Origin of the sequence: Mycobacterium sp. E2479 (genome assembly GCF_001667925.1) — a bacterium.
In the GTDB taxonomy this organism is placed as follows: Bacteria; Actinomycetota; Actinomycetes; order Mycobacteriales; family Mycobacteriaceae; genus Mycobacterium.
The window spans coordinates 23,815-44,046 of sequence record NZ_LZJR01000053.1; the positions used below are offsets into that span (position 1 = coordinate 23,815).

Consider the following 20,232-nt stretch of genomic DNA (forward strand, 5'->3'; position numbering starts at 1 on the left):
ACGATGTCTGGGACGCTCGTTCACGTTGAGGCCTTCACTCTTGACGGTCCGGTCTTCGCGGCGCCTCTACGCCGCCGGTTGCCGCCGGCTCTCGTCAATCGCTCGACACCGTCTTCAATCCCACTCGCGAGGGTCTCGATGTCGGGAGCGGTGTCATAATCGGCGGTGATGCCGAAGACGAAGGCGTCGGCGTAACTCACCATCGCTATGCCGGTGCGCAGTCGAAGAGCGATCGGCGGAATAGGCAGCACTTCCAGCACCCGGCGCCCCATCAATCGCTGCTGACCTCGGGGCCCGGGGACATTCGTGGCCAAGGCGACAACCGCTCGTTGGGGCAGCCGCATCAGCAACCGAATCGTCCACGCAGACAGGGCGAACGGGACACGCCTGACAGCTGAAAGCACAGCGCTACCTCCTTGGCTTTGGCCGCTCGCTTTGGCCCGATTGAGCCGATCATGCACCAGCAGCAGTTGCTTCACCGGATCTTCCTCGTCGACCGGCAGCAGCGGCAACATGGCCGAAACCCGATTGTCGGCGACGTTGAGCTGGTCAATCGGACGGACCGAAACCGGAACCAGCGTTCGCAGTGAGTCCCGGCCGGGCTGCTCACCGCGCCGGAGCAAGAGAGCACGATAACTGCTGGTAACCGCAGCCAACGCAACGTCATTCACTGTCACACCGAATTGCTTGGACACTTTCTGCATGTCGGCCAAGCGAACGCGGGCCGCACTGTACCGTCGCATCGTCGTGACCTGTCCGTTGAGTGACGATTCCGGGGCGGGGACGAGCAGACTGGCCGCGAGTTCGGCCGCACCCACCGCAATGTGCTCGGCGGCGGCTGCGCCGCCGATGGCGCCTCGTCCGATCTCACCCACCCAGTTCAACGGGTTTAGGCCTGGTTTCGCGGCACCCGGCTCATGCCTGGCCGACCGCCGCGCCGCGTGGATGTTTTCGGCGAAGCTGCCGCCGCTGTCACCGTCGCCGAATTTCGCCATCAGCTGCGTCGCGGCGATACCGTCGGCGATGCAGTGGTGAATCTTGGTCAGCACCGCCCACCGGTCGTCACTCAGCCCTTCGACCAGCCAGCAGTCCCACAGTGGCCTTTCGCGATCAAGGCGTCGTTCCATCAAAGTGGCGATCGCCTCGAACAGTTCGGTATCGCCCCCGGGGTGCGGAAGCGCCAACCGATGGACGTGCCGCGAGATGTCAAAGTGGGGGTCATCGACCCATTCGGGCGGGCGCAGATCGAGCGGATGAGTCCGCAGCACCTGCTTGAATCGCTTGATTGCCGGCATCCGTTCGGCGACAGTGGAAACGAACTCGCCGTAGCTTGGGAGCGGCCCCTCCACGACCGAGACAGCGCCCACGGCGAGGCTCACGTGCGGGTCGGAGTCTTCCGCCTCGAGGAAACCCGCGTCCAAGGCAGTCAGTTGCTCCATTGGTCCCCCTTCCGGGCCGTTTTCTCTGATTCAGAGACCGCGAATATGGATGGCGGTTGGCGGTAGAGAGCGGCACCGCCGGTACCGCCGGCACCGGCGGCGACGAAAAGGACCTGAGCACCGATGGATAGTGTTTCGGCTTGCGCACCGAAGGCGGCCGCCAGCGCGGCTGTGTGCATATGCTGATCGTCGGCCACGATGATCTTGTCCACTGGCACCCCGAGCTTTTCGCTGAGCAAGGTGTGGTACCCGTGGCGCGAGGGCGCCGCGACTATCGCGTCGACCTCAGCCAGATCCGCCGATTGGGCTTCGAGGCATTCGTGCACCGCCGACGCGGCCGCCACAACGAACCGGTCATCCATGTCATCCGATTGCTCGAATCGCAGCACGTTGCGTGAGTCGGCGAATCCCACTGTGGCGGTGAGGCTCTGGACGTCTCCTGCCGACTCGTCAGCCGCCGACCACGATACCGGACCCAAACCGTAGTTCTCGTCGGTCCACCGACAAAGCAGGGCGGCGCCGGCGGCCGAAAACGGAAACTGCTCGCTCATTCCGTGTCCGGGATCGGCATCGCTGGCCACGATGAGCGCCAGCTGGACAGCACGTGACCTCAAAAAGCCATCGACGATCTGCAGCGCGGTGAGCACCCCGCAAGCGCCATTGGCGATGTCGAAAGAAAATGTGCCGTGGGCACCGATGTGCGGATCTTCAGGATTCGCCCCGATGTCGTCTTGGATCAGCGCCGCCAATGCCGGTTCTCCGAGATTTCGGTCGCGATAGATCCCAGCGTTGACAACAAGATCGAGTTCGTCGGGGTCGCGACCGGCCCGCTGCAGGCAGTCCTTTGCGGCAGCCACGGCCAGGTGCAGCGCGCTGTGCCGATCACGCCACCACCGCGGGTGCGCGACGGCAACTCGATCAATGATCGTGCCCATAGCTGCTCACCAATTCTTCGTCCAGGGTTACTACCACGACACCAATTTCAAGTCCCGACGCCAGCGCGAGCAGCGCGATTCTCTCCCCCGGCTCGATCCGTCCCGCTTCGAGTTCCTCGACGAGCGCCACCGTGTGAGTCGTCGATGCCGTGTTGCCGTATCGATCGACCGTGATCACGGCGTCATGCCGAGGACTGTCGCCGAATGACTCCGACATTCGCGCCATTCCCTTGCGAATCGCGCGAGCCGATGTCTGGTGCGTGATCACGTGGTCGATGTCGTGAATCGAAATACCCATGGCATCAAGGACTTCGTGGAGCAACAATGGCGTGTCGGCGATTGCCGCCCGTTGAATGGCGCGCGAGTTCGTGAACATCCGCGCACCCGGATCGTGTCCCCGCGGATACGCCAAGCAGAGCCGGCTGTAGTCGGCGACAGTGGTGAACCCGGCCAGGGTGATACCGGCAGACCCGACGGGAGCCCGCTCGAGCAGCAGGGCCGCACCGGCATCACCCAGGGTCAGGCATGCCAATTCCTTGCTCATGATGTTGCGGATGTGCCGCGCCGCGTTGTGACTCAGCTGCGATATGTACTCGCCGCTGACCACCAGCCCACGCTCGACGATGCCCTGCCGGATCCAATTGTTCAATATCGTCACTCCGGTCAGCATCCCGGCGCACGCGTTGGATACGTCAAAGGTCATCGCTTGTGGTGCACCGATCTCGCGGGCCACAGCGGCGCTCATCGGCGGCTCGAGCCATTGAGTCAGGCCACCACGGAATTTTGTGATGCTGCAGCTGATCACCACATCAAGCGACCCGGGATCTTGGTGTGCCTTGACCAGACAGTCGATCGCCGCCGACGTGGCGAGGCTGTACGAATCTTCCTCGCCGACGGAGATCCGGCGCTCGCGTATACCGGTCAGGCGTTCCAGGTCGATGTGCGTCCGATGGCGGGTGGTGGCCATCAGCTCCTCGGTCGTCAGGTGTGTCTCGGGCAGATGGCGGCCGGCACCGGCCAATCGGGTCACGTACGGCGCCGTCGTCCCGTCCCCCGCCCCGTCCATCACCAGCCAATGCCGCGGCATCGGTCACACCTGGCTTTGGCGGCGGGTGGTCCCGTCGTTGGAGACCGCCATTTCCAACAGCAATCGCCGTTCGGCGGCGGCAACTGCATGCCGGGTGGCAGTTACCGCATCGGGGTTGACTGACACAGAGGTGATCCCCATCCTCACCAGATGCTCGGTGAAAGCCGGGTTCGTCGATGGGGCCTGGCCGCACAGCGACGACGTGATGCCATGTTTACGCGCTGTCGCAACAATGCGGCCTATGGCATCGAGAACGGCTCCATCCGATTCGTCGAACAGCTCGGCGCAGATCTCGGAGTCGCGATCGACCCCCAGGATCAGCTGCGTCAAGTCATTGCTGCCGATGGATACTCCGTCCACCCCCAGCCCGATATATTCGGGGAGCCAGTAGGTCACCGAGGGCACTTCGGCCATCACCCACCGATGCAGGCCGCGCTGGGAACCCAGCGGACTCATGTCGACCAGAGAAAGGCATGTTTCCAGCTCCCACCGCGTCCGAACAAACGGAATCATCAGATGCACGTTCGGATTCTGTTCACGCGCCCGCGCCAGGGCCTGGAGTTCTAGACCAAACAGATCGTGTTCTTTGACGTATCGATAGCACCCGCGGTATCCGATCATCGGGTTGTGCTCCACGGGCTCGTAGGCCTCACCACCCTGCAACCCACGAAACTCGTTGCTACGAAAATCCGTTGCACGGTAAATCACCGGCCGGTTACCGAAAGCCGATGCGATGCGGCCGATCGATGTCGCGATGCTGTCGATGAGAGCGAACTGCTCGCCGTGGGCGATGAGATCGCGCGGGTGCCTGCCGGAAAGCGCCTGGGTGAGCAGGAACTCGGCCCGCAATAAGCCAACGCCGTCGACATCTTGGGCCGCGACGGCTTCGGCGGTGTCGGGTATCGCCAGGTTGACGTAGACCTTGGTACCGGTTGTCTCGGTGCCATTAGCCGTGACCACCGGCTGCCTGACCCCCGACACTTGTAACTGCGGGCCGAGGCTTCCGGCGCTGACGTTGCCGCTCGAGCCGTCGACGGTAACCGATTGGCCGTCGCGCAAAACGGTAGTCGCATTGCGCGCACCCACCACACAGGGAACTCCGAGTTCGCGTGCAACGATGGCCGCGTGGCACGTCATGCCGCCGGTCTCGGTCACCACTGCCGCGGCACGTCGGATAGCAGGAAGCCAATCCGGATTGGTCATCGGCGCCACCAGAATTTCGTTGTCCAGCAACCGGTTGCCCTCTTCCGGAGCCCGAAGCACTCGAACACGTCCGGACGCCGACCCTGGTGCCGCCGGCAGGCCCCGAACCAGGGCGTCCGTTGTTTCCGACGCGTCGGGCGCGTGTGTATTGAGCGTCGTGATCGGCCTGGCCTGTACTAACCAGGCCTTGCCGGAAGCGATCGCCCATTCGACGTCTTGCGGGCACCCATGATGCGCTTCAACTGCGATCGCCAACTCGGCAATGCGGCGCAATGCCGCGTCATCCAGGACTCGCGCTTGGGCCTGCGCGGGGTTCAATTCCACGATGATGTCATGTCCCGCGGGACCACGCTCGATCTTGAAAGCCTGGTACCCGATTTTCACGTCGAGCACGTCCAGCGTCCTCTTGTCGACGACATAGGTGTCGGGCTGGACCTTTCCGGATACCACAACCTCGCCGAGTCCGAGAGCCGCTTCGATGACGATGTGTTCTCGCTCCCCCGTGCTCGGATCGGTGGTAAACGCAACCCCGGACTGTTCGGAGGCGATCATCTGCTGGACGACCACCGCCATCGCGGGGTCGGCCCCGAACCCGCGGCTTGCCCGATAAGTGAGGACTCGCGGACTGAACAGCGATGCCCAGCATTTGGTGACAGCCTCGAGTAGGGCGATTTCGCCTACCACGTTGGTCACCGTCTGGTTCATTCCGGCGAACGATGCATCACGGCCGTCCTCGCCTGTTGCCGAAGAACGCACCGCGACAATGCAATTCGTACCGAGGGCGCGGTAGGACTCCTGTAGCTGGTCGCGGACATCCTGACTAACGCCCGCTTTCGCGACCAGCGTTCTCATCCGTTGGCAAAGCTCAGCCAGACGGGGACCGTTGTTCACCTGTGTTAACGCTTCGCGATGTAGGGCGGCGAGTTCGGTATCGACCCCGCCCGCCTCCATCGAAGCCAGGTAGCTGCTTCGCATCAGCACGAATCCCGGCGGTACCGGAAGCCCGGCGGCGACCAACTCGCCCATGTTGGCGCCCTTGCCGCCGGCCTCCTCGGCGTCTCCCAGGCGCAGCGCCGCGATGTTCGAAACATACTTTCCGGTAAGTAGTTCAGTTGACATGTCAGCCTCTCTCAACCTGGTTTCAAGCGGTTCGCGGCGCCGACGCGTAGACCGCTCGCCGCCAAAGTTCGTGAATTTCTTCGACCGAAAGGTCAAGCGGCCGCGACGTGTCCAGCGCGTACGCTGTGTCCCATTCGTCATCCTGTTGGGCCAGCGCGGTCGCGATCGCCGGAGTCACATCGGAATTGCCGCGCCGGCGTGCCACAATGCGTTCGGCGGTCAGCTTGACATCCGTGGAACACCGGATTTCCACCAATGCCGAAAGCGTCTCGTGGGCAATGCGGTAAGCGTGCGTGCGGGTCTGCGGATCGCGCCAGGTCCCGTCGAGGATGACGGACTGCCCGTTGGCCAACAGCGCCCGTGCCCGGTGCAGGACGACCTCGTAGACCGTCCTGACGTTGTCGGGACGATACAATCCCGCATCCAGGTCGCCGGGCTCGCCGGTGATGACGCCCACCGCCTGTAATTCCCGACGTACGTCATCGGTAGAGATGACCTGGGCCGCGGTCTTTTCTGCGAGAGCTCGTGCGATGGTCGACTTGCCCGTTCCCGGACTTCCCCCGACCAGTGCCATCCGAACGCTTCCGTACTCCAAGTGCCGGGTAGCAATGGCCAGGTGCCGGGCCGCATCTGCGGCAGCCTCGGAGTTGCCTTGCGAAACGCGTAGGCAGTCAACCTTTGCTCGCACCACCGCGCGGTAGGCAATGTAAAAGTCTCGCAGCGACGAAGGCGCCGCGTCACCCGAATGCAGCGCATAGCGTTCGAGGAAGTAATCGCCAAGGTCTGCGCGCCCCAAAAACTCCAAGTCCATCGCCAGAAAAGCGGCGTCATCGATGCAGTCGATATACCGGAGCTTGTCGTCGAACTCCAAACAATCGAGCAGTGCCGGCTCGCCTTCCGTGCAGAAAATATCGTCGGCAAGCAGATCGCCGTGGCCGTCGACAATGCGCCCATCTTCTATGCGACGTGTAAACAAGGCAGCACGACCCAAAGCGAAATCGACCGCCAGGCGCTGGATCGGAGCGAGATGCTCGAAGGAGAATCCCGAATCAGGCATCTCCGCATAGCGTTTCAGCTCCAGCAGGTTCTCCCGAAACCGGCCGTCGACCGCACCGACCTGGCCTTGGGCATCAATCGCGGGACCCCGTTGGGCCTGTCCGTGAAAGCGCGCCAACATGGCGGCGATGGTGTCCAACACGCGGCAGACAGATTCGTTGGGACCGCAACCCACTTTGAATGCCAAGCGGTCGTGGTCGAAGTAGCGGCGCATGACGACGACCGGTTCGGGGGGCCCGCCCGCTGGATCGCTCAGATGTGCGATCCCCAGGTAACTATCCGGAGAGAGCCGACTGTTCAAATCTATCTCTCGACGGCATGCACGTTCACGTTGCTCTGGTGTCCGGAAGTCGAGGAAGTCGGTCAGCACCGGCTTTTTCGCCTTAAAGGCACGGTCACCGGCCAGCACAACCACGCCGGTATGGGTTTCGTGCAGGTCGACATAAGGCGCTCCTGACAACGCAATGCCAGCAGTCATGACCCCGCGCCCCCTCGCCGTCGATTTGTCGGTCGCCGTGGACATCTCGGTGTCGACCTAGGAGGGCCGGGCCACGATCACCGGCATGCGGACCGAGTGGACGACGGCGTTGCTCACCGAGCCCAACAATGCGCCGGTCAGGCCCCCGCGACCGTGGCTACCGACGACCGTCAGCTGGGCGGTCTCCGACTGCTCGACCAACTGCCGAGCCGGCCGGTCGCATACGACGATTCGGTGCACGGTGACATCGGGATAGCGCTCTTGCCAACCGGCCAGGCGTTCGGCCAGACTCCGCTCCGCTTCCGCCTTCACGGCCGACCAGTCCAATCCGGGAAGCTCGAAAACTTCGGTGTCACTCCAGGCATGGACCGCCTTGAGCTCGACACCGCGTCGCGACGCCTCGTCGAAGGCGATTGCCGTCGCAAGCTCGGATACCGGCGAGCCATCGATTCCGACCAGGACCGGTGCCTGCTGGGGATACGGCATCAACGGGTCTTCGTCGTGAATGACGGCGACCGGACAGCTCGCGCGTCGCACAATCCCGGAGCTGACCGAACCGAGCAAGGCCCGGCCAATGGCTCCGCGTCCATAGGATCCAACGACGACCAACTCCGCCTCTTTCGACATCTCGGCCAGCGTCGGTGCCGGGGGCCCATGCCACAGCTCGCGCGTTATGTCGATGTGCCGACTTGTTCGTGTGGCGTCTTCAGCGACCTTGACCGCCTCCTGCAGGACCCGGCGACCGTCGTCCTCCTGCCATGCCAACGCTTCGGCCGCCATCGGCACCTGCGGCCACATCGTCGTGGCGTTCACCAGGTGGACCAGGGTCAACGGGACATTACGTATGGCCGCGTCACGCGCGGCCCAGCAGACAGCGAAATTCGACGCCGGCGATCCGTCGACTCCGACGACGATGCCGTGGCGCTTTGTGGATGCAGTCACTTCGTTCTCCCTCGGTCATCCTCAACGCTATTGCCCGAACGGGGGCCGGTCAGGAGACTTTTGTCCTTAACCGCATGGACGAGAGACCCTCGTTGGGCGCTGAGGCTTGATCGGGGCTCGACCTGTGGAATCGTGACGAAGGTGACCGAGTGGCCCGCCACTCTTGACAGGCGCTACCACGACGCTGTCATCTTCGACCTCGCTTGCGTGGTCGAAGAGACCGAGCCGGAAAAGGTCAAGGCCCGAGATTCCCCTCGCTTTTTGTTCCGGAGGCTGTGAGATGTCGGTGTCCTCGATACGTTGCGCGCACTCGCTGCGCATTGTCCTGTCACAGTGATAAGCGGCCGCGATCTGTTGGATGTTCGCACGCGGGCAAACGTCGAAGGCATATGGTATGCGGGCAGCCACGGCTTGGAGTTGCAAGAGCCCGACGGCACCCACCACGAAAACACCTCCGCCACAGAACTTGTGGACGCCCTAGCCCTTGCTGCGACGCGGTTGGCCGGGATGTCCAAGGACATCCCCGGAATAGCGGTCGAGCACAAGCGATTCGCCGTTGCCATCCACTACCGCAATGCGAACGCCGGAAAACCTCCATCGGGTGATCGCGACAGTCCGTTCATACGGTCGCTCCGCGGGCCGCCGCTTCAGCCTGGGCCGCAAAGTCATCGAGCTTCGCCCAAACATCGTCTGGAATAAGGGGACAACTCTCGATTGGCCGGACACACCACGAGTTCGAGTGAACCCCATTCAGATGACCATTGCCGCCACGCAAGGGCCGAACGGCCCTGCCGACGGCCGGCGAGGCCCAATAACGTTTCCGGTGACCAGGGGTTATCCCGCCAGTCCAGCGTCTCGATCGGAGAAATGCGATGAACGACCCGCAATCACCACAATGGATCGTGGTGGGTATCGACGGATCCGATGCAGCGATCAAGGCGGCGAAGTGGGCGGTCGCCGAGGCGACCAGTCAGGACATTCCGCTGCGTCTGGTGTACGCCATCCCCGAGCAAAAAGTGGAAGCGCTGCCCAACGATCCCGGTATCGATGTGGAATGCGGCGAGGCTGCCTTGCGCGCTGCTTGCGCAGCGCTGCATGCCATGACTGCGGAGGTCAAAATCGAAACCGATCTTGTGTGCGGCTCACCGGCCGACGCGCTGGTTGAGGAATCACGGCATGCGACCATGGTCTGCGTAGGATCTATAGGGATCGGGCAGGTCGCCCGAAAGATCATCGGCTCAACTGCCGAGTTTGTGGCCCAGAACGCGCATTGTCCGGTAGCGGTCGTACGCGCCAAGCACGATGCCGGCGAGTCAGTTTCGGGATCGATTGCGGTGGTGGTCGACGACTCACCCGAGAACGACTCCGTACTCGAGCAGGGCTTCAGAGAAGCGCGGCTTCGAAACGCACCGATTCTCGCGATGGGTACGTGGCGGTGGGGTTTCGGAGAGATTCCATACCGTCAGTTGGACCGTCGACTTCACCGCTGGGTGACTCAGTATCCCGAGGTGCATGTACGTCCCGCTGCGGCCAGACGTGGAGCCGCTGAATACTTGATCGGCACAGAGGAACCCGTGCAACTCGCGGTAGTGGACCGCTGGTATTCGGACAAGGTCGCCCGGATGATCGGCCCGCTGACTCCCCGCTTCGGACACACCGGATGTTCGGTGCTCGTGGTGCGCTGAGCCTGCTAGACGATCAGCGACCGCGGGTCACAATCACCGGAACCGTCGCCGCCTGCGCGACGTGCGAGCTCACCGACCCCAGCAGCATGCCGGGGAACCCGCCCCGTCCTCGGCTACCGAGAACTACCAGCTGAGCGTGTTTTGCTTCTTCGAGCAGCCACCGAGAAGGTTTGTCGCACACGATCACTCGCTTGACGTGCACGTCTGGATATTGTTCGTTCCAGCCCGCGAGGCGTTCAGCGAGGATCTCCTGCCCCTGAAGCTCGCTGTCCCGCCAGTCCATCCCTAGCATGGGAAAGATGCCCACATCGCTCCAAGCGTGCAGTGCAATTAGGCCCACGCCCCGGCGAGACGCCTCGTCGAAAGCCAAGGCGATTGCGGCTTCCGATGCGGGCGATCCGTCGGTGCCTACCAGCACGGGTGCGTTGGCAGCGGGTGTCACAGCCGCGTTGGAGTGAATGACCGCCACCGGGCAATGAGCATGGTGAAGTAATCCAGCGGTGACCGAACCCAGCAGCAAACGGCCCATCGCTCCGAATCCCTGGCTGCCGACGACGACCATCGATGCGTCCTTCGAAGCATCAACCACTGCCGGAACAACGCTGGAATAAATGATCTCGGTGCGTATTTCGGCCGGTCTCGCGTCATCCAGGTTGGCAGCGACCACCTTACGCGCTTGATCGATGACCTGCTGTGCCGTTTCTCGCTGCCATTCCGGCATGTCCTCATACAGCTGCCCGACCGGCCAACCAACGACCACCGGAGCCACGGCGTGCATCAGCGTAATCGGCAAGTCGCGCAGGCCGGCCTCGTGGGTTGCCCAGGCCACGGCGGCTTCGGCTGCCGCCGAACCGTCGACGCAGACCAGTATCCCGTGATTCTTGGTCCTCGACATGTCGCGCTCCTTTAGGCAATCCCTTGACTGGCATGCGATGACACGTCGATGCGGTCAGGCAAGCTGATGTCCAGGTGAAGGACCGATCCGAAATCGCTTCGCTCACGCGGCCAGCCGAAATCGGACAAGACAGCGAGCATCAGGTGGTTCTGGGCCAACACGTCCGCGACGAATCGACGAATTCCATTGACTCTGGCGATTTGGGCCAGGCGTTTGAGCAATGCCGTTCCCACGCCGACCGAATGATCTTCATGAGCGACCACAATGGCGATGTCGGCAGCCGTCGGATCAGCACAGACGGTGTAATTCGCCACACCCACCAGCCGGTCTCCGTCGAATGCGCCCAGCGCGCACTGCCCGTCCTTGGGTTCGATCAGCTCCCTCACAAGTTGGTCGAGGTGGGCTGGATGCAGGGTGAAGAAGCGGAAGTAACGGTCATGATCGCTGAGGTGTCGGTGGAGCGCCACGACAGCTTCGGCGTCCTTCCCGTCGATGCGACGCAATGAGATCACCCGGCCGTCCAACAATTGGGATGTGGCAGTGTCTCTCACCGCTTGACTTCTCATTACGTCTCCTTGACGGGCCGGGCGCCGCGTTGTGCTCGGTTGGCGGGCCTGGACATCACGTTATCCGGAGCGTTGAAGCTCGGCCAGGGCCATTCGGCCCAGTGCCGGTGCCATTGGTCCCATAGGCGTTGTGCGAGTTGCCGATCAGCCAGCGTTGAGCGGAGCGGTCCAGTGGACGCGCGTACCGCCGGTGGCCTCGTTGGAGATTTCGCAACGGCCACCGACCTGTTCGGCGCGGTACTGCATGTTCGCCAGGCCGCTGCGCCGCTGATTATCGGCGGGCATGCCGCTTCCGTTGTCGATGATGTCGAGTGCCAGCATGTCGGCAACGTCGATTTCGACCGTCAGCCGCGAGGCGCTGGAGTGACGGATGGCGTTGCTCACGGCTTCCACGGTGACGGCTTCGGCATGTTCGGCAAGCTCGCCGCCGACGGTGGTCGTCGGTCCGTGCATGCGCACCGTGGTGACGATGCCGCGGTTCTCGGTGAGATCGGTGACCACTTGCTGAATGCGATTGCGGAAGCTACTTTCATGCTCCAACGGGGATTTCAGCTGGAAGATCGTGGTGCGGATCTCCTCGATGATCGTCTGGAGATCGTCGAGCGTTTTATTGAGTCGCTCGACAACCTCCGGTGAACGTGCCCGAGCAACGGTGCTTTGTAGGTCCATGCCCGCGGCGAACAATCGTTGGATGACGTGATCGTGCAAGTCATGCGCGATGCGCTCCCGTTCGCCCACCAGGGTCAACTGGCGGGCGTGCTCGCGAGCCGAGGCAAGCATCAGGGCCAGGGCCGCGTGGCTGGCGAAATCGCGAACCAGGTCAAGGTAAGTGTCGTCGAACGGTGGCTGGCCGGCGCCGCGTGCCACCGCAATCACTCCAGCGACTTCATCCTGGGTCCGCAGCGGCATCAAGATTGCGCTGCGCTGCCCGACGTCGGTGAACGCCTGGATCGGGTAGCTCAACGACTCCGTGATTATCGGCTCACCAGAGCGGAAAACGCCACCGCTGGTGGAGGAGTCCACCGGGATCCGTTGACCGATGACCTCGGAGGCGTTCAGTCCCACCGCCGCCGAGATCACCAGTGTGTCGATCTCATCCACGGGCAAGTCAGCGTCAATCGGGACCAGCACGATCGCCTGCTCGGCATCGGTCAGAGCGCACGCACGGTCGGCGATCAACTGTAGTGGGCTAAAGCCCGATTCCGCGTTCGACAGCAGAGCCGTGGTGATCTCCCGGCTGGCTTCCATCCATTTCACCGACATGCGTTCGCACTCGAAGAGCTGCGCATTGTCGATCGCGACTGCGGCGGCAACCGCCAGAGCCCGGGCGGCAACCTCATCGGATTCAGAGAACACGCGGCCCGGCTCGTCGTGGGTCAGGTAAAGATTGCCGAAAACCGCTCCACGGATGGTGATGGGCACCCCGATGAATCCTTGCATCGCCGGATGATGATCTGGAAAGCCGACCGCAGCCGGGTGTCTGGTGAGGTCATCCAGGCGCAAGGCCGGCTGGTCGAGAAGCGAGACGGAAAGAACACCCTTACCGACGGGCAAATGTCCGATCCGCTCCCTTGTAGCGTCGTCGATTCCGTCGTGGATAAATGAGATCAAGGCACCGGTCGGGTCACGTACGGCAAGTGCCCCGTACGGAGCACGAGTCAGGTCTTTGGCCGCGTGAACGATACGGCGCAACGTCGCGTCAAGATCGAGATCCGAGCCGATCTCGACGATCACGCGCAGCAATCGCTCCATCTGATCGCGTGCCGCCGGCAACTCGTCGAGCTGCTGGTGCATCCTGCTTACCAGCCCACGCTCGCCCAGTCCGGCAAATGCCGAGCCGTTATCGTCGTTGGCCACCTGTTACCTCCGACAACTAAGCCCCGTAGCAACTGCGCGTCACACATATCCAGTGCTAAGGCATCAACGCGAAGGTGCTCAGGCCAGCTTAGTCTCGTTGGGCCCGGACCGTCCCAAGTTGTAACGGCTGGTCCTGCGGAAGCCGTCTTCGCAGGTCAGGTGCCTGTATTCGGCGGAGAGTGCTGGTCAAGCCTCGTCGCGAAAACCGCGGCTTGAGTACGCCGCTCCATGCCGAGCTTGGCCAGCAGGCGCGATACGTAATTCTTGACCGTTTTCTCGGCCAGGAACATCCGGGCGGCGATCTGCCTGTTGGTCAAGCCCTCGCCGAGCAGCCCCAGTAGCGTTCGCTCCTGCTCGGTCAGTCCGGACAGCGGATCCTTGTGCTCCGTGCCGCCCCGCAGCTTGGCCATCAGTGCGGTAGCCGCTCGGCTATCCAGCAGCGATTTACCGGCACCGACGTCCTTGATCGCTTGAGCAAGCTCCATCCCCCGGATGTCCTTGACGACATAGCCGCTGGCGCCGGCCAGGATTGCCTCGAGCATCGCCTCGTCGGAGGTGAACGACGTCAACATCAGGCATCGCAGCTCCGGAAGCTCCGACAAAAGGTCACGGCACAATTCGATGCCGTTGCCGTCGGGGAGGCGCACATCGAGTACGGCGACGTCAGGCTTTGTCGCGGGTATTCGCACCATCGCTTCGGACACCGATCCCGCGTCGCCGACGACTTCCAGATCGGGGTCCGAGGCGAGCAGCTCGGTGAGTCCGCGGCGGACGACTTCGTGGTCGTCGACCAAAAAGACTGTAACCATGGCGAGCCCTTCCTACCGTGCCGTACGTTCCATGTAAAGACATATCGCGATGCTCCGCATTTCATCGTCTTCCGGCTTCACATATGCCGGCCGTTGACGACCAGCAGCGAGCAGCCGGCGGCTTGGAGTACGGCACTGCCGACCGGTCCAACCAGTTCCTGCAGATGCTCGCGATTCTGCGAGCCGACAATTGCCAGCTGTACCGATCCGCGGTTGCAACCCAGGAATTCGAGCAGGGTGTTGTGGGCCGCCGCCGCTTCCACCTGGACATGCGGGTAACGACGTCTGCAGCCGGCCAGCCGGCGATCTAGGTCGGCGACTGCCCGCAGATCGTGCTTCCCCTCGACCGCCACATCATGGGACACGCTTCGCCGGCACACGATTGCGTGAACAGTGGCGTTGCGCATCCGAGCTTCCTCCATGGCAATGCCCAGCAACTTTGCGCTGTCGGGAGAATTGTCTACCTCAACGACGATCCCGGGCGCCGAATGGCCGGGCCGATCATCGGGCCTTCGGATGATAGCCGTGGGACATGGCGCGGAGACGGCAAGAGCCGCAGCGCTAGAGCCTACCCGGCCCGGTCGAAAATGGCGGAGGCCCACCGCACCCACACATGTCATCGCCGCTGATGCCGACGCTTCGATCAACGACCTGACCGCTGGCCCCCGGACGACCTCCATCTCCGTCTTCACTTGCCGACCAGTGGCTTCGATTGCTGTGAGCGCACGCCCGATGGCGGTTTCCGCGGCGGCGAACATGCGCGCCAAGGTCTTTGGATCGGCATCGCACCCATCACCTTGCTCGATCACATGAAGCAGCCGCAGCGGAGCGTCACGATCCACCGCCTCGTCCACAGCCCAGAGAGCCGCCTGCACCGCCGCCTTCGACCCGTCGATACCAACGACGACTGGGCGCTCTCTCGGTGACTCCTTCATGGGCGAGGCCTCTGGTACCTAGTCCCGGACAATCAGCACCGAGCAGCCCGGATAGCCCACAATCGGGTGATAATTGGGTGTGCCGAGCTCAGCAATATGAGTTGCGTCGGACCTACCCACAACGGCGAGTTCGATTGCATTGCTGTGGTTTACAGATGATCTTGGGCCGGTGCCGGCTGCGACGATCTCAACGGGCACGTCCGGATAGCGCCGAACCCAGCTGTTCAGGCGCCGATCGATCTGCCGCACTGTGGCGTTGCGCCGACGCCCTTCCTCCATAGCCTGGTGGACAACCTCTTCGTTGTCGGGCTCATCATTGAGTACTACGGCGATCACCCCGGGCTTCGCCGGCGTTCCGTCGGGACTGGTGCGAATGATCGCCACCGGGCAGTGTGCACGCGTCGCCAACGCAGCCTCGGTTGTGCCGAGGAGCTTGTCGACGGCCCACCGGCGCTGGTCGGTACCGACGCACACCAGTGCCGCATCCAACGATTCATCGATCAGTACCTGTTCTGGGTCGCCGGAGAGCAAGACCGTCTCGACCTCGACGGGTTTCCCCACACCTTCCACCGCGACTTCAGCTTGGTAGAGGGCGGTTTCGCCGGCTTCAAGCTCCCGGTCCGAAGGTGGTGCCGACGTAGCTCGTGATCCCTTGCGCCCGGCGACATGAACGAGGCGCAGGGGCAGCTGTCGGGTAATCGCTTCATCGACCGCCCATTTGGCAGCGTTCACCCCGGCCTGCGACCCGTCGATGCCGACGACCACCGACTTCGAATGCAGCTGATTCATCGGAGCTCCCGGGTTAGGTGTTGTGTCGCACACTGATGGATTCAATGCCAGACTAGGGATGTTTCGACGGTCATGGAGGAGTCCTTAGGCCCCTTGTCAACAGCCGTTCGTCCCGAAGAAGACGCTTTGGCACACATGCCCGTTCATTGGCGCGTGAGGCGGACGGCTCGGCGGCCAGCGAAAACAATTTTTCGATGTCCGCTCGGGTGCAGCGGCCAATTGCTCCGACTCGGTCACAAGAGCCGGATTCATCGTCGAGTGACGATCTGCACTCGGCCGGGAATCGACTCGGCTCCCACATCCATGTCCGTTGACTCCGCTCCGTTGATCACAGTCCGGTGGGATAGGTTTCGGGTGTTTCGCCGGCGATCCAGAGACTGGTGGGCTCAAGAGGTTCCAGAGCCCGGGTCCGATCGATATGGATAATCGCGTCGAATTGGTCCGCGGGGCGGACATGAAAATAGTGACTCTGCCGTTCCGTCTCGGGCCGGTAGATGACGCCGATGGCACGCCCCAACCGAACCGCACTGAGCGGATTGGTGGCTTCCCTGCTGAGAAGTGGCGAAACCAAGAACGACGCCTTACCGGTTTCGTGCAGAAGTTCCTCGATGCTTCCATTGAGTGCCGGGCGAATGGCCTTACGTTCCGCCACCCCGCCCCACTCGCTGGCAGCGGTGACCGTGCCGTCGTACGTGCTGAAACCGATCAGCCGAGACTCCTCACCGTATTGCTGCCGAACGAGCTGCCCAAGTGTCAGCTGTCCGTCCGCCCAAACCTCGGTCGCTCGTGCGTCGCCAACATGAGAATTGTGGGCCCACACCACGATTCGCGCTGACGGGACGTCCGAATGGCGGTCTAGATGTTTGACCAGCGCGTGGAGGGTCTGCGCCATGTGCTTGTCGCGCAGGTTCCACGAGTTGACCCGGCCGCTGAACATTGCTCGGTAGTACTCCTCTGCATTACGCACAGTTTGCGCATTCTGCTCGGCGTAGAAGAGTTCGTCTTCGGCGAGCAGTCCATCCCTGCGCGCGTAGGACAGTGCGTTGCGCTGGATGTCGACCAGCTGTTCGACCGCTTGTGCCTCGCACGACGGACCGGCGCCGAATGCCGCCGCGAAACCGTACGCCTGACCATCGTCGGCCGAGGCGTGGTCGAAGCATGCATAGCGCTCCCGCGCCCGAGCCGCCGCCTTCGGATCGACTTTGTCGAGGTAGTTGATAACTTCCTGCAGCGATCGGTGCAAGCTGTACAGATCGAGTCCGTAGAACCCGGCCTGCCGATGACCGTCTGGCTCCTGCCGGTGATTTCGCACGCGCAGCCAGTCAACGAAATCACGAACCACCGTGTTGCGCCACATCCAGGCGGGGAAACGCTCGAAGCCGCTCAGTGCCGCGTCGGCGCTCTTGTCTTCGGCCTGACCGTGAACATACCGGTTCACTCGGTAGGCGTCGGGCCAGTCAGCCTCCGCGGCGACTGCGCAGAAGCCCCTTTCCTCGATCAGCCATTTTGTGATCGCGGCTCGCGCCTCGTAAAACTCATGTGTGCCGTGCGAGCTCTCGCCGATCAGCACGATTCGGGCATCACCTATCAGCGCGTCCAGCGCCTCCCAGGGCGGGACACCCGCCGGTGCGTCGATGGCCACCCTGGCGATCACCTGCGCCGGCGTGACCTCGGTGGCCGTTTTCGTCCACGCGCCGGTGGTGGGTGTGGCAAGCAACTGGCGCACCTCGTCATCGGTTACCTGACGAAAATCCCAGAAAGACTCACCGACGGCCAGGAATGGCGTCGGCATGCTGGCGCATACGACATCGTCCACCAGGCCGGCGAATTCTCGGCAGGTGGATTCGGGTGCCGCGGGCACGGCCATCACGATGTGGGCGGGCTCGGCCTCGCGCAAAGCCTGCACCGCCGCGAACATGCTTGCGCCGGTGGCCAATCCATCATCAACCAGAATGACCGTCTTGCCGGACACGTCTACGGGTGGGCGTCCGTCGCGATAAACGGCCTCGCGCCGGACAAGTTCGCGGCCTTCACGTTCGGCGATGAAGCGCAATTGCTGCGGCGTGATCCGCAGGCCGCGCACAACGTCATCATTGATCACGACGCGACCTCCGGTGGCGAGGGCCCCGACCGCGAATTCTTCGTGTCCCGGCGCTCCGAGCTTGCGCACGATGAAGGCATCCAGCGGGGCGTGTAGCGCCGCTGCCACCTCCCATGCCACGGGTAACCCTCCCCTGGCCAAACCCAAGACGATCACGTCGGGTCGGTCGCGGTAGGCGGTGAGGAGGTTTCCCAATACCTGCCCGGCCTCGCGGCGGTCGCGAAAGACGCGCCGCGGCGAGCGTCGGGTGACGTCAGCCGCTCTGGTCATCGCGCACCGCGGTCACTGTCCATTGGCCGATCGCACTTCGATGTGTCGCTCCGCGGGCTTCGCCTCCGAGACCGCCACCGAGACAGTGAGAATCCCCTGGTCGTAGGTAGCGTCGATGCTGCCTTCGTCGGCACCGGCCGGCAGCGACACACTCCGGACAAACGAGCCGTACGAGAACTCCGACCGTCCATCGAAGTCCTTTTTCTCGCTACGCTCCGCCTTGATCGTCAGCTGCCCGTCGCGCACGGTGATGTCGATGTCTTTTGCGGGATCGACGCCCGGCATTTCCGCGCGCACTACGTAGCGGCCGTCTTTCATTTCGTCCTCGAGTCGCATCACGGGCGCCTCGAAGGCTGGGCGCAGTCCTGTCAAGGATGGGAAGCCCGCGAACAACTCCGAGATCTCCGGAAATAGCGATATCGGCCGGCGCCGAACGGGAACGGTGCCCATTGGATGACTCCTGATGAAACGTGATTCGGTACTTGCACTGTCCATCGCACCAATCGGCCGACAATGTCGAAAGGGACCGAAGTCCCCGGGTTGTGGGTCGTTCGTCAGCTCCCTAACCGATCGACAGCCATGCCCGTCAAACCGGACGGGAAAGCGCGCTGATGCATGCCATGACACGGTCGAGCACGAAACCGAACGCGTCGCCGTCTTCGGCGATGCTGAACAACCCCCGATGCCGCAGGAACCCCTCCAGCCTCCGATCCAGCGGCCAAGCCGCATAGGTGTCGCCGGCGTAGACGGAGTTCGTGAACTGCCAAGCGAGCGCATCGACGTCGGAGTCGTTCAACACCAACCGATCACCCAGGGGGGAAGCCATTTTTCGCGTCCTAGGCCCGGATCCGCAACACGTCGGCCAGGGGGCGCCGCGGCGTCGGCCGGGGTGACGACTCACCCTCCGGTTCGACACCCACCCGGATCAAAACCTGAGGTAGGGCGATGCGGCGAGTGAGGTCACGGATCATCTCCCTGGTAGCTTCCAGCTCCGTGATGTGTGTCACCGGGCAAGTCGACAGTCCGGCCAACGTGCATTCCAGCAAGATCGTCGACAACGCCTCGCCGCATCGGAGGGCATCCACTCGCGTGTCCCCGAGTGTCGACAGAACGAGTATCTTCGCTTCGTCGTAGGTACCCGCGGAGCTCCGCTCGTCCAGCGGGTCGACAGGAAACCGGCGGTTCACATCGACTCTGCGGTCGTCCGCCTCTGAAACCAATGCGCTGTCGGGAATACCCTCAAACTTCCTCAATGGTGATGTCCACCAGTCTAATTCATGGTGATAATCATCGTCGTAGCGACGCAGGGCTTCGGCGAGTCGAGCCGCTTCCGCCAGCCGCGGTCGCGCGTCGGCGCCCAACACGTCGAGGCTGACGAAATCGTCTTCCAAGGCATTGCAAAGCACCGGTTCCACCGACGACCAATGTTTGGGCGGCCCGAACGGCAGGCGGCTGGTGTGACGACGCACGATCGCGTCGGCGAGATCGCGGCGGGCCTGTGCGACATAATCGGTCGGCCTGAAGCTGATCGAGGCAAGGTGCTCGAAGTTGTTCGGATTCGGGAACTGTTCGACGTTCGTACTCCACCCGAGGGCGGCCATCGCAATCCGGAAGTGATCAAGCGCTGCGCCACAGCTGATGATCGCCTCTCTTCCGGATTTGTCGGTCGACGTAACTGTTCGCCGCGGATCGAGGAATAGGTCGACGCTGGTGTCGTTGGCAACCCAATGCCAAGGCTGACTGTTGTGTAGCGACGGGGCGCGACACGCCAACTCGACTGCCGCCGTGATCACGTCGGTGTCCGCGGTCAATCGGGCCATCATCCTCACCTGTCCTTTCCGGTACGACCTTCTGACGCATGGGCAACCGACGCAAGGGTCCTAGGTCCCCACAGTCGAGTCCTTGGACTCCGCTGACGGTGATGCCGCGGGGGACAAAAGGACGAACGCGGTCTTCCGATGACTTTCGTCTCTATTGCGGCGGGCGGCGTGGGGAAACGATGAAGGCACCCACGCGACGACAAGGACACTCCCATTCCTAGCTGTCGCCAGTCGGTCAGAATTTTA

General features: G+C 63.0%; 19 protein-coding genes. 3 read left to right on the forward strand and 16 right to left on the reverse strand.

Going from position 1 to position 20,232, the window contains the following annotated elements:
- Positions 1–20: 20 nt before the first annotated feature.
- The 6 genes from A5686_RS06290 to A5686_RS06315 are packed head-to-tail and all read right to left on the reverse strand — an operon-like array spanning position 21 to position 8,259.
- Positions 21–1,439: a wax ester/triacylglycerol synthase family O-acyltransferase gene (locus A5686_RS06290; RefSeq protein ID WP_067932197.1), complete on the reverse strand. Its 1,419-nt coding sequence runs from the start codon at positions 1,437–1,439 to the stop codon at positions 21–23.
- The gene (locus tag A5686_RS06295) at positions 1,427–2,374 is read right to left on the reverse strand and encodes a 3-oxoacyl-ACP synthase (protein ID WP_156749965.1); all 948 of its coding nucleotides are present in this window, start codon (positions 2,372–2,374) and stop codon (positions 1,427–1,429) included. Before A5686_RS06295 ends, A5686_RS06290 begins: the two co-directional genes overlap by 13 nt.
- On the reverse strand, positions 2,358–3,461 hold the full coding sequence (locus A5686_RS06300) for a 3-oxoacyl-ACP synthase III family protein (protein ID WP_067932199.1): 1,104 nt from the start codon (positions 3,459–3,461) through the stop codon (positions 2,358–2,360). Before A5686_RS06300 ends, A5686_RS06295 begins: the two co-directional genes overlap by 17 nt.
- A gap of 3 nt (positions 3,462–3,464) precedes the next feature.
- Positions 3,465–5,783 carry a phosphoenolpyruvate synthase gene (gene ppsA, locus A5686_RS06305; protein WP_067932201.1) on the reverse strand — a complete coding sequence of 773 codons (2,319 nt, stop codon included), beginning with the start codon at positions 5,781–5,783 and terminating at the stop codon, positions 3,465–3,467.
- Between the two features lie 22 nt (positions 5,784–5,805).
- Complete coding sequence (locus A5686_RS06310) at positions 5,806–7,317, reverse strand: bifunctional aminoglycoside phosphotransferase/ATP-binding protein (protein WP_156749969.1); 1,512 nt, start codon at positions 7,315–7,317, stop codon at positions 5,806–5,808.
- A gap of 57 nt (positions 7,318–7,374) precedes the next feature.
- Positions 7,375–8,259: a universal stress protein gene (locus tag A5686_RS06315; RefSeq protein ID WP_067932203.1), complete on the reverse strand. Its 885-nt coding sequence runs from the start codon at positions 8,257–8,259 to the stop codon at positions 7,375–7,377.
- Positions 8,260–8,400: 141 nt separating this feature from the next.
- On the opposite strand from A5686_RS06315, the gene A5686_RS27095 reads away from it, so the two are divergent.
- From A5686_RS27095 to A5686_RS06320, 3 genes are all read left to right on the forward strand, one after another.
- Positions 8,401–8,538: a hypothetical protein gene (locus tag A5686_RS27095; RefSeq protein ID WP_156749966.1), complete on the forward strand. Its 138-nt coding sequence runs from the start codon at positions 8,401–8,403 to the stop codon at positions 8,536–8,538.
- Positions 8,539–8,592: 54 nt separating this feature from the next.
- Positions 8,593–8,958 carry a trehalose-phosphatase gene (gene otsB / locus A5686_RS26450; RefSeq protein ID WP_231986304.1) on the forward strand — a complete coding sequence of 122 codons (366 nt, stop codon included), beginning with the start codon at positions 8,593–8,595 and terminating at the stop codon, positions 8,956–8,958.
- Between the two features lie 173 nt (positions 8,959–9,131).
- Positions 9,132–9,944 carry a universal stress protein gene (locus A5686_RS06320; RefSeq protein WP_067932204.1) on the forward strand — a complete coding sequence of 271 codons (813 nt, stop codon included), beginning with the start codon at positions 9,132–9,134 and terminating at the stop codon, positions 9,942–9,944.
- A 13-nt stretch (positions 9,945–9,957) separates the two neighbouring features.
- On the opposite strand, the gene A5686_RS06325 is transcribed toward A5686_RS06320, so the two are convergent.
- From A5686_RS06325 to A5686_RS06370, 10 genes are all read right to left on the reverse strand, one after another.
- The gene (locus tag A5686_RS06325; RefSeq protein ID WP_067932206.1) at positions 9,958–10,839 is read right to left on the reverse strand and encodes a universal stress protein; all 882 of its coding nucleotides are present in this window, start codon (positions 10,837–10,839) and stop codon (positions 9,958–9,960) included.
- 11 nt (positions 10,840–10,850) lie between these two features.
- Positions 10,851–11,342, reverse strand: a complete 492-nt coding sequence (locus tag A5686_RS06330; RefSeq protein WP_197520493.1) for a GNAT family N-acetyltransferase — start codon at positions 11,340–11,342, stop codon at positions 10,851–10,853.
- Positions 11,343–11,549: 207 nt separating this feature from the next.
- Positions 11,550–13,199 (reverse strand): GAF domain-containing protein, encoded by a 1,650-nt coding sequence (locus A5686_RS06335; RefSeq protein WP_082947515.1) that lies wholly within the window; start codon positions 13,197–13,199, stop codon positions 11,550–11,552.
- Between the two features lie 218 nt (positions 13,200–13,417).
- Positions 13,418–14,071: a response regulator transcription factor gene (locus A5686_RS06340; RefSeq protein WP_067932213.1), complete on the reverse strand. Its 654-nt coding sequence runs from the start codon at positions 14,069–14,071 to the stop codon at positions 13,418–13,420.
- 77 nt (positions 14,072–14,148) lie between these two features.
- Positions 14,149–15,006, reverse strand: a complete 858-nt coding sequence (locus A5686_RS06345) for a universal stress protein (RefSeq protein WP_067932215.1) — start codon at positions 15,004–15,006, stop codon at positions 14,149–14,151.
- A gap of 18 nt (positions 15,007–15,024) precedes the next feature.
- Positions 15,025–15,771 carry a universal stress protein gene (locus tag A5686_RS06350; protein WP_231986301.1) on the reverse strand — a complete coding sequence of 249 codons (747 nt, stop codon included), beginning with the start codon at positions 15,769–15,771 and terminating at the stop codon, positions 15,025–15,027.
- Between the two features lie 352 nt (positions 15,772–16,123).
- Positions 16,124–18,166, reverse strand: a complete 2,043-nt coding sequence (locus tag A5686_RS06355; RefSeq protein WP_067932219.1) for an erythromycin esterase family protein — start codon at positions 18,164–18,166, stop codon at positions 16,124–16,126.
- Between the two features lie 12 nt (positions 18,167–18,178).
- Positions 18,179–18,616: an Hsp20/alpha crystallin family protein gene (locus tag A5686_RS06360; protein WP_067932221.1), complete on the reverse strand. Its 438-nt coding sequence runs from the start codon at positions 18,614–18,616 to the stop codon at positions 18,179–18,181.
- A gap of 136 nt (positions 18,617–18,752) precedes the next feature.
- The gene (locus tag A5686_RS06365) at positions 18,753–18,992 is read right to left on the reverse strand and encodes a hypothetical protein (RefSeq protein WP_067932222.1); all 240 of its coding nucleotides are present in this window, start codon (positions 18,990–18,992) and stop codon (positions 18,753–18,755) included.
- A gap of 10 nt (positions 18,993–19,002) precedes the next feature.
- Positions 19,003–19,989 (reverse strand): NAD(P)H nitroreductase, encoded by a 987-nt coding sequence (locus A5686_RS06370; RefSeq protein WP_067932224.1) that lies wholly within the window; start codon positions 19,987–19,989, stop codon positions 19,003–19,005.
- Positions 19,990–20,232 lie beyond the last annotated feature (243 nt).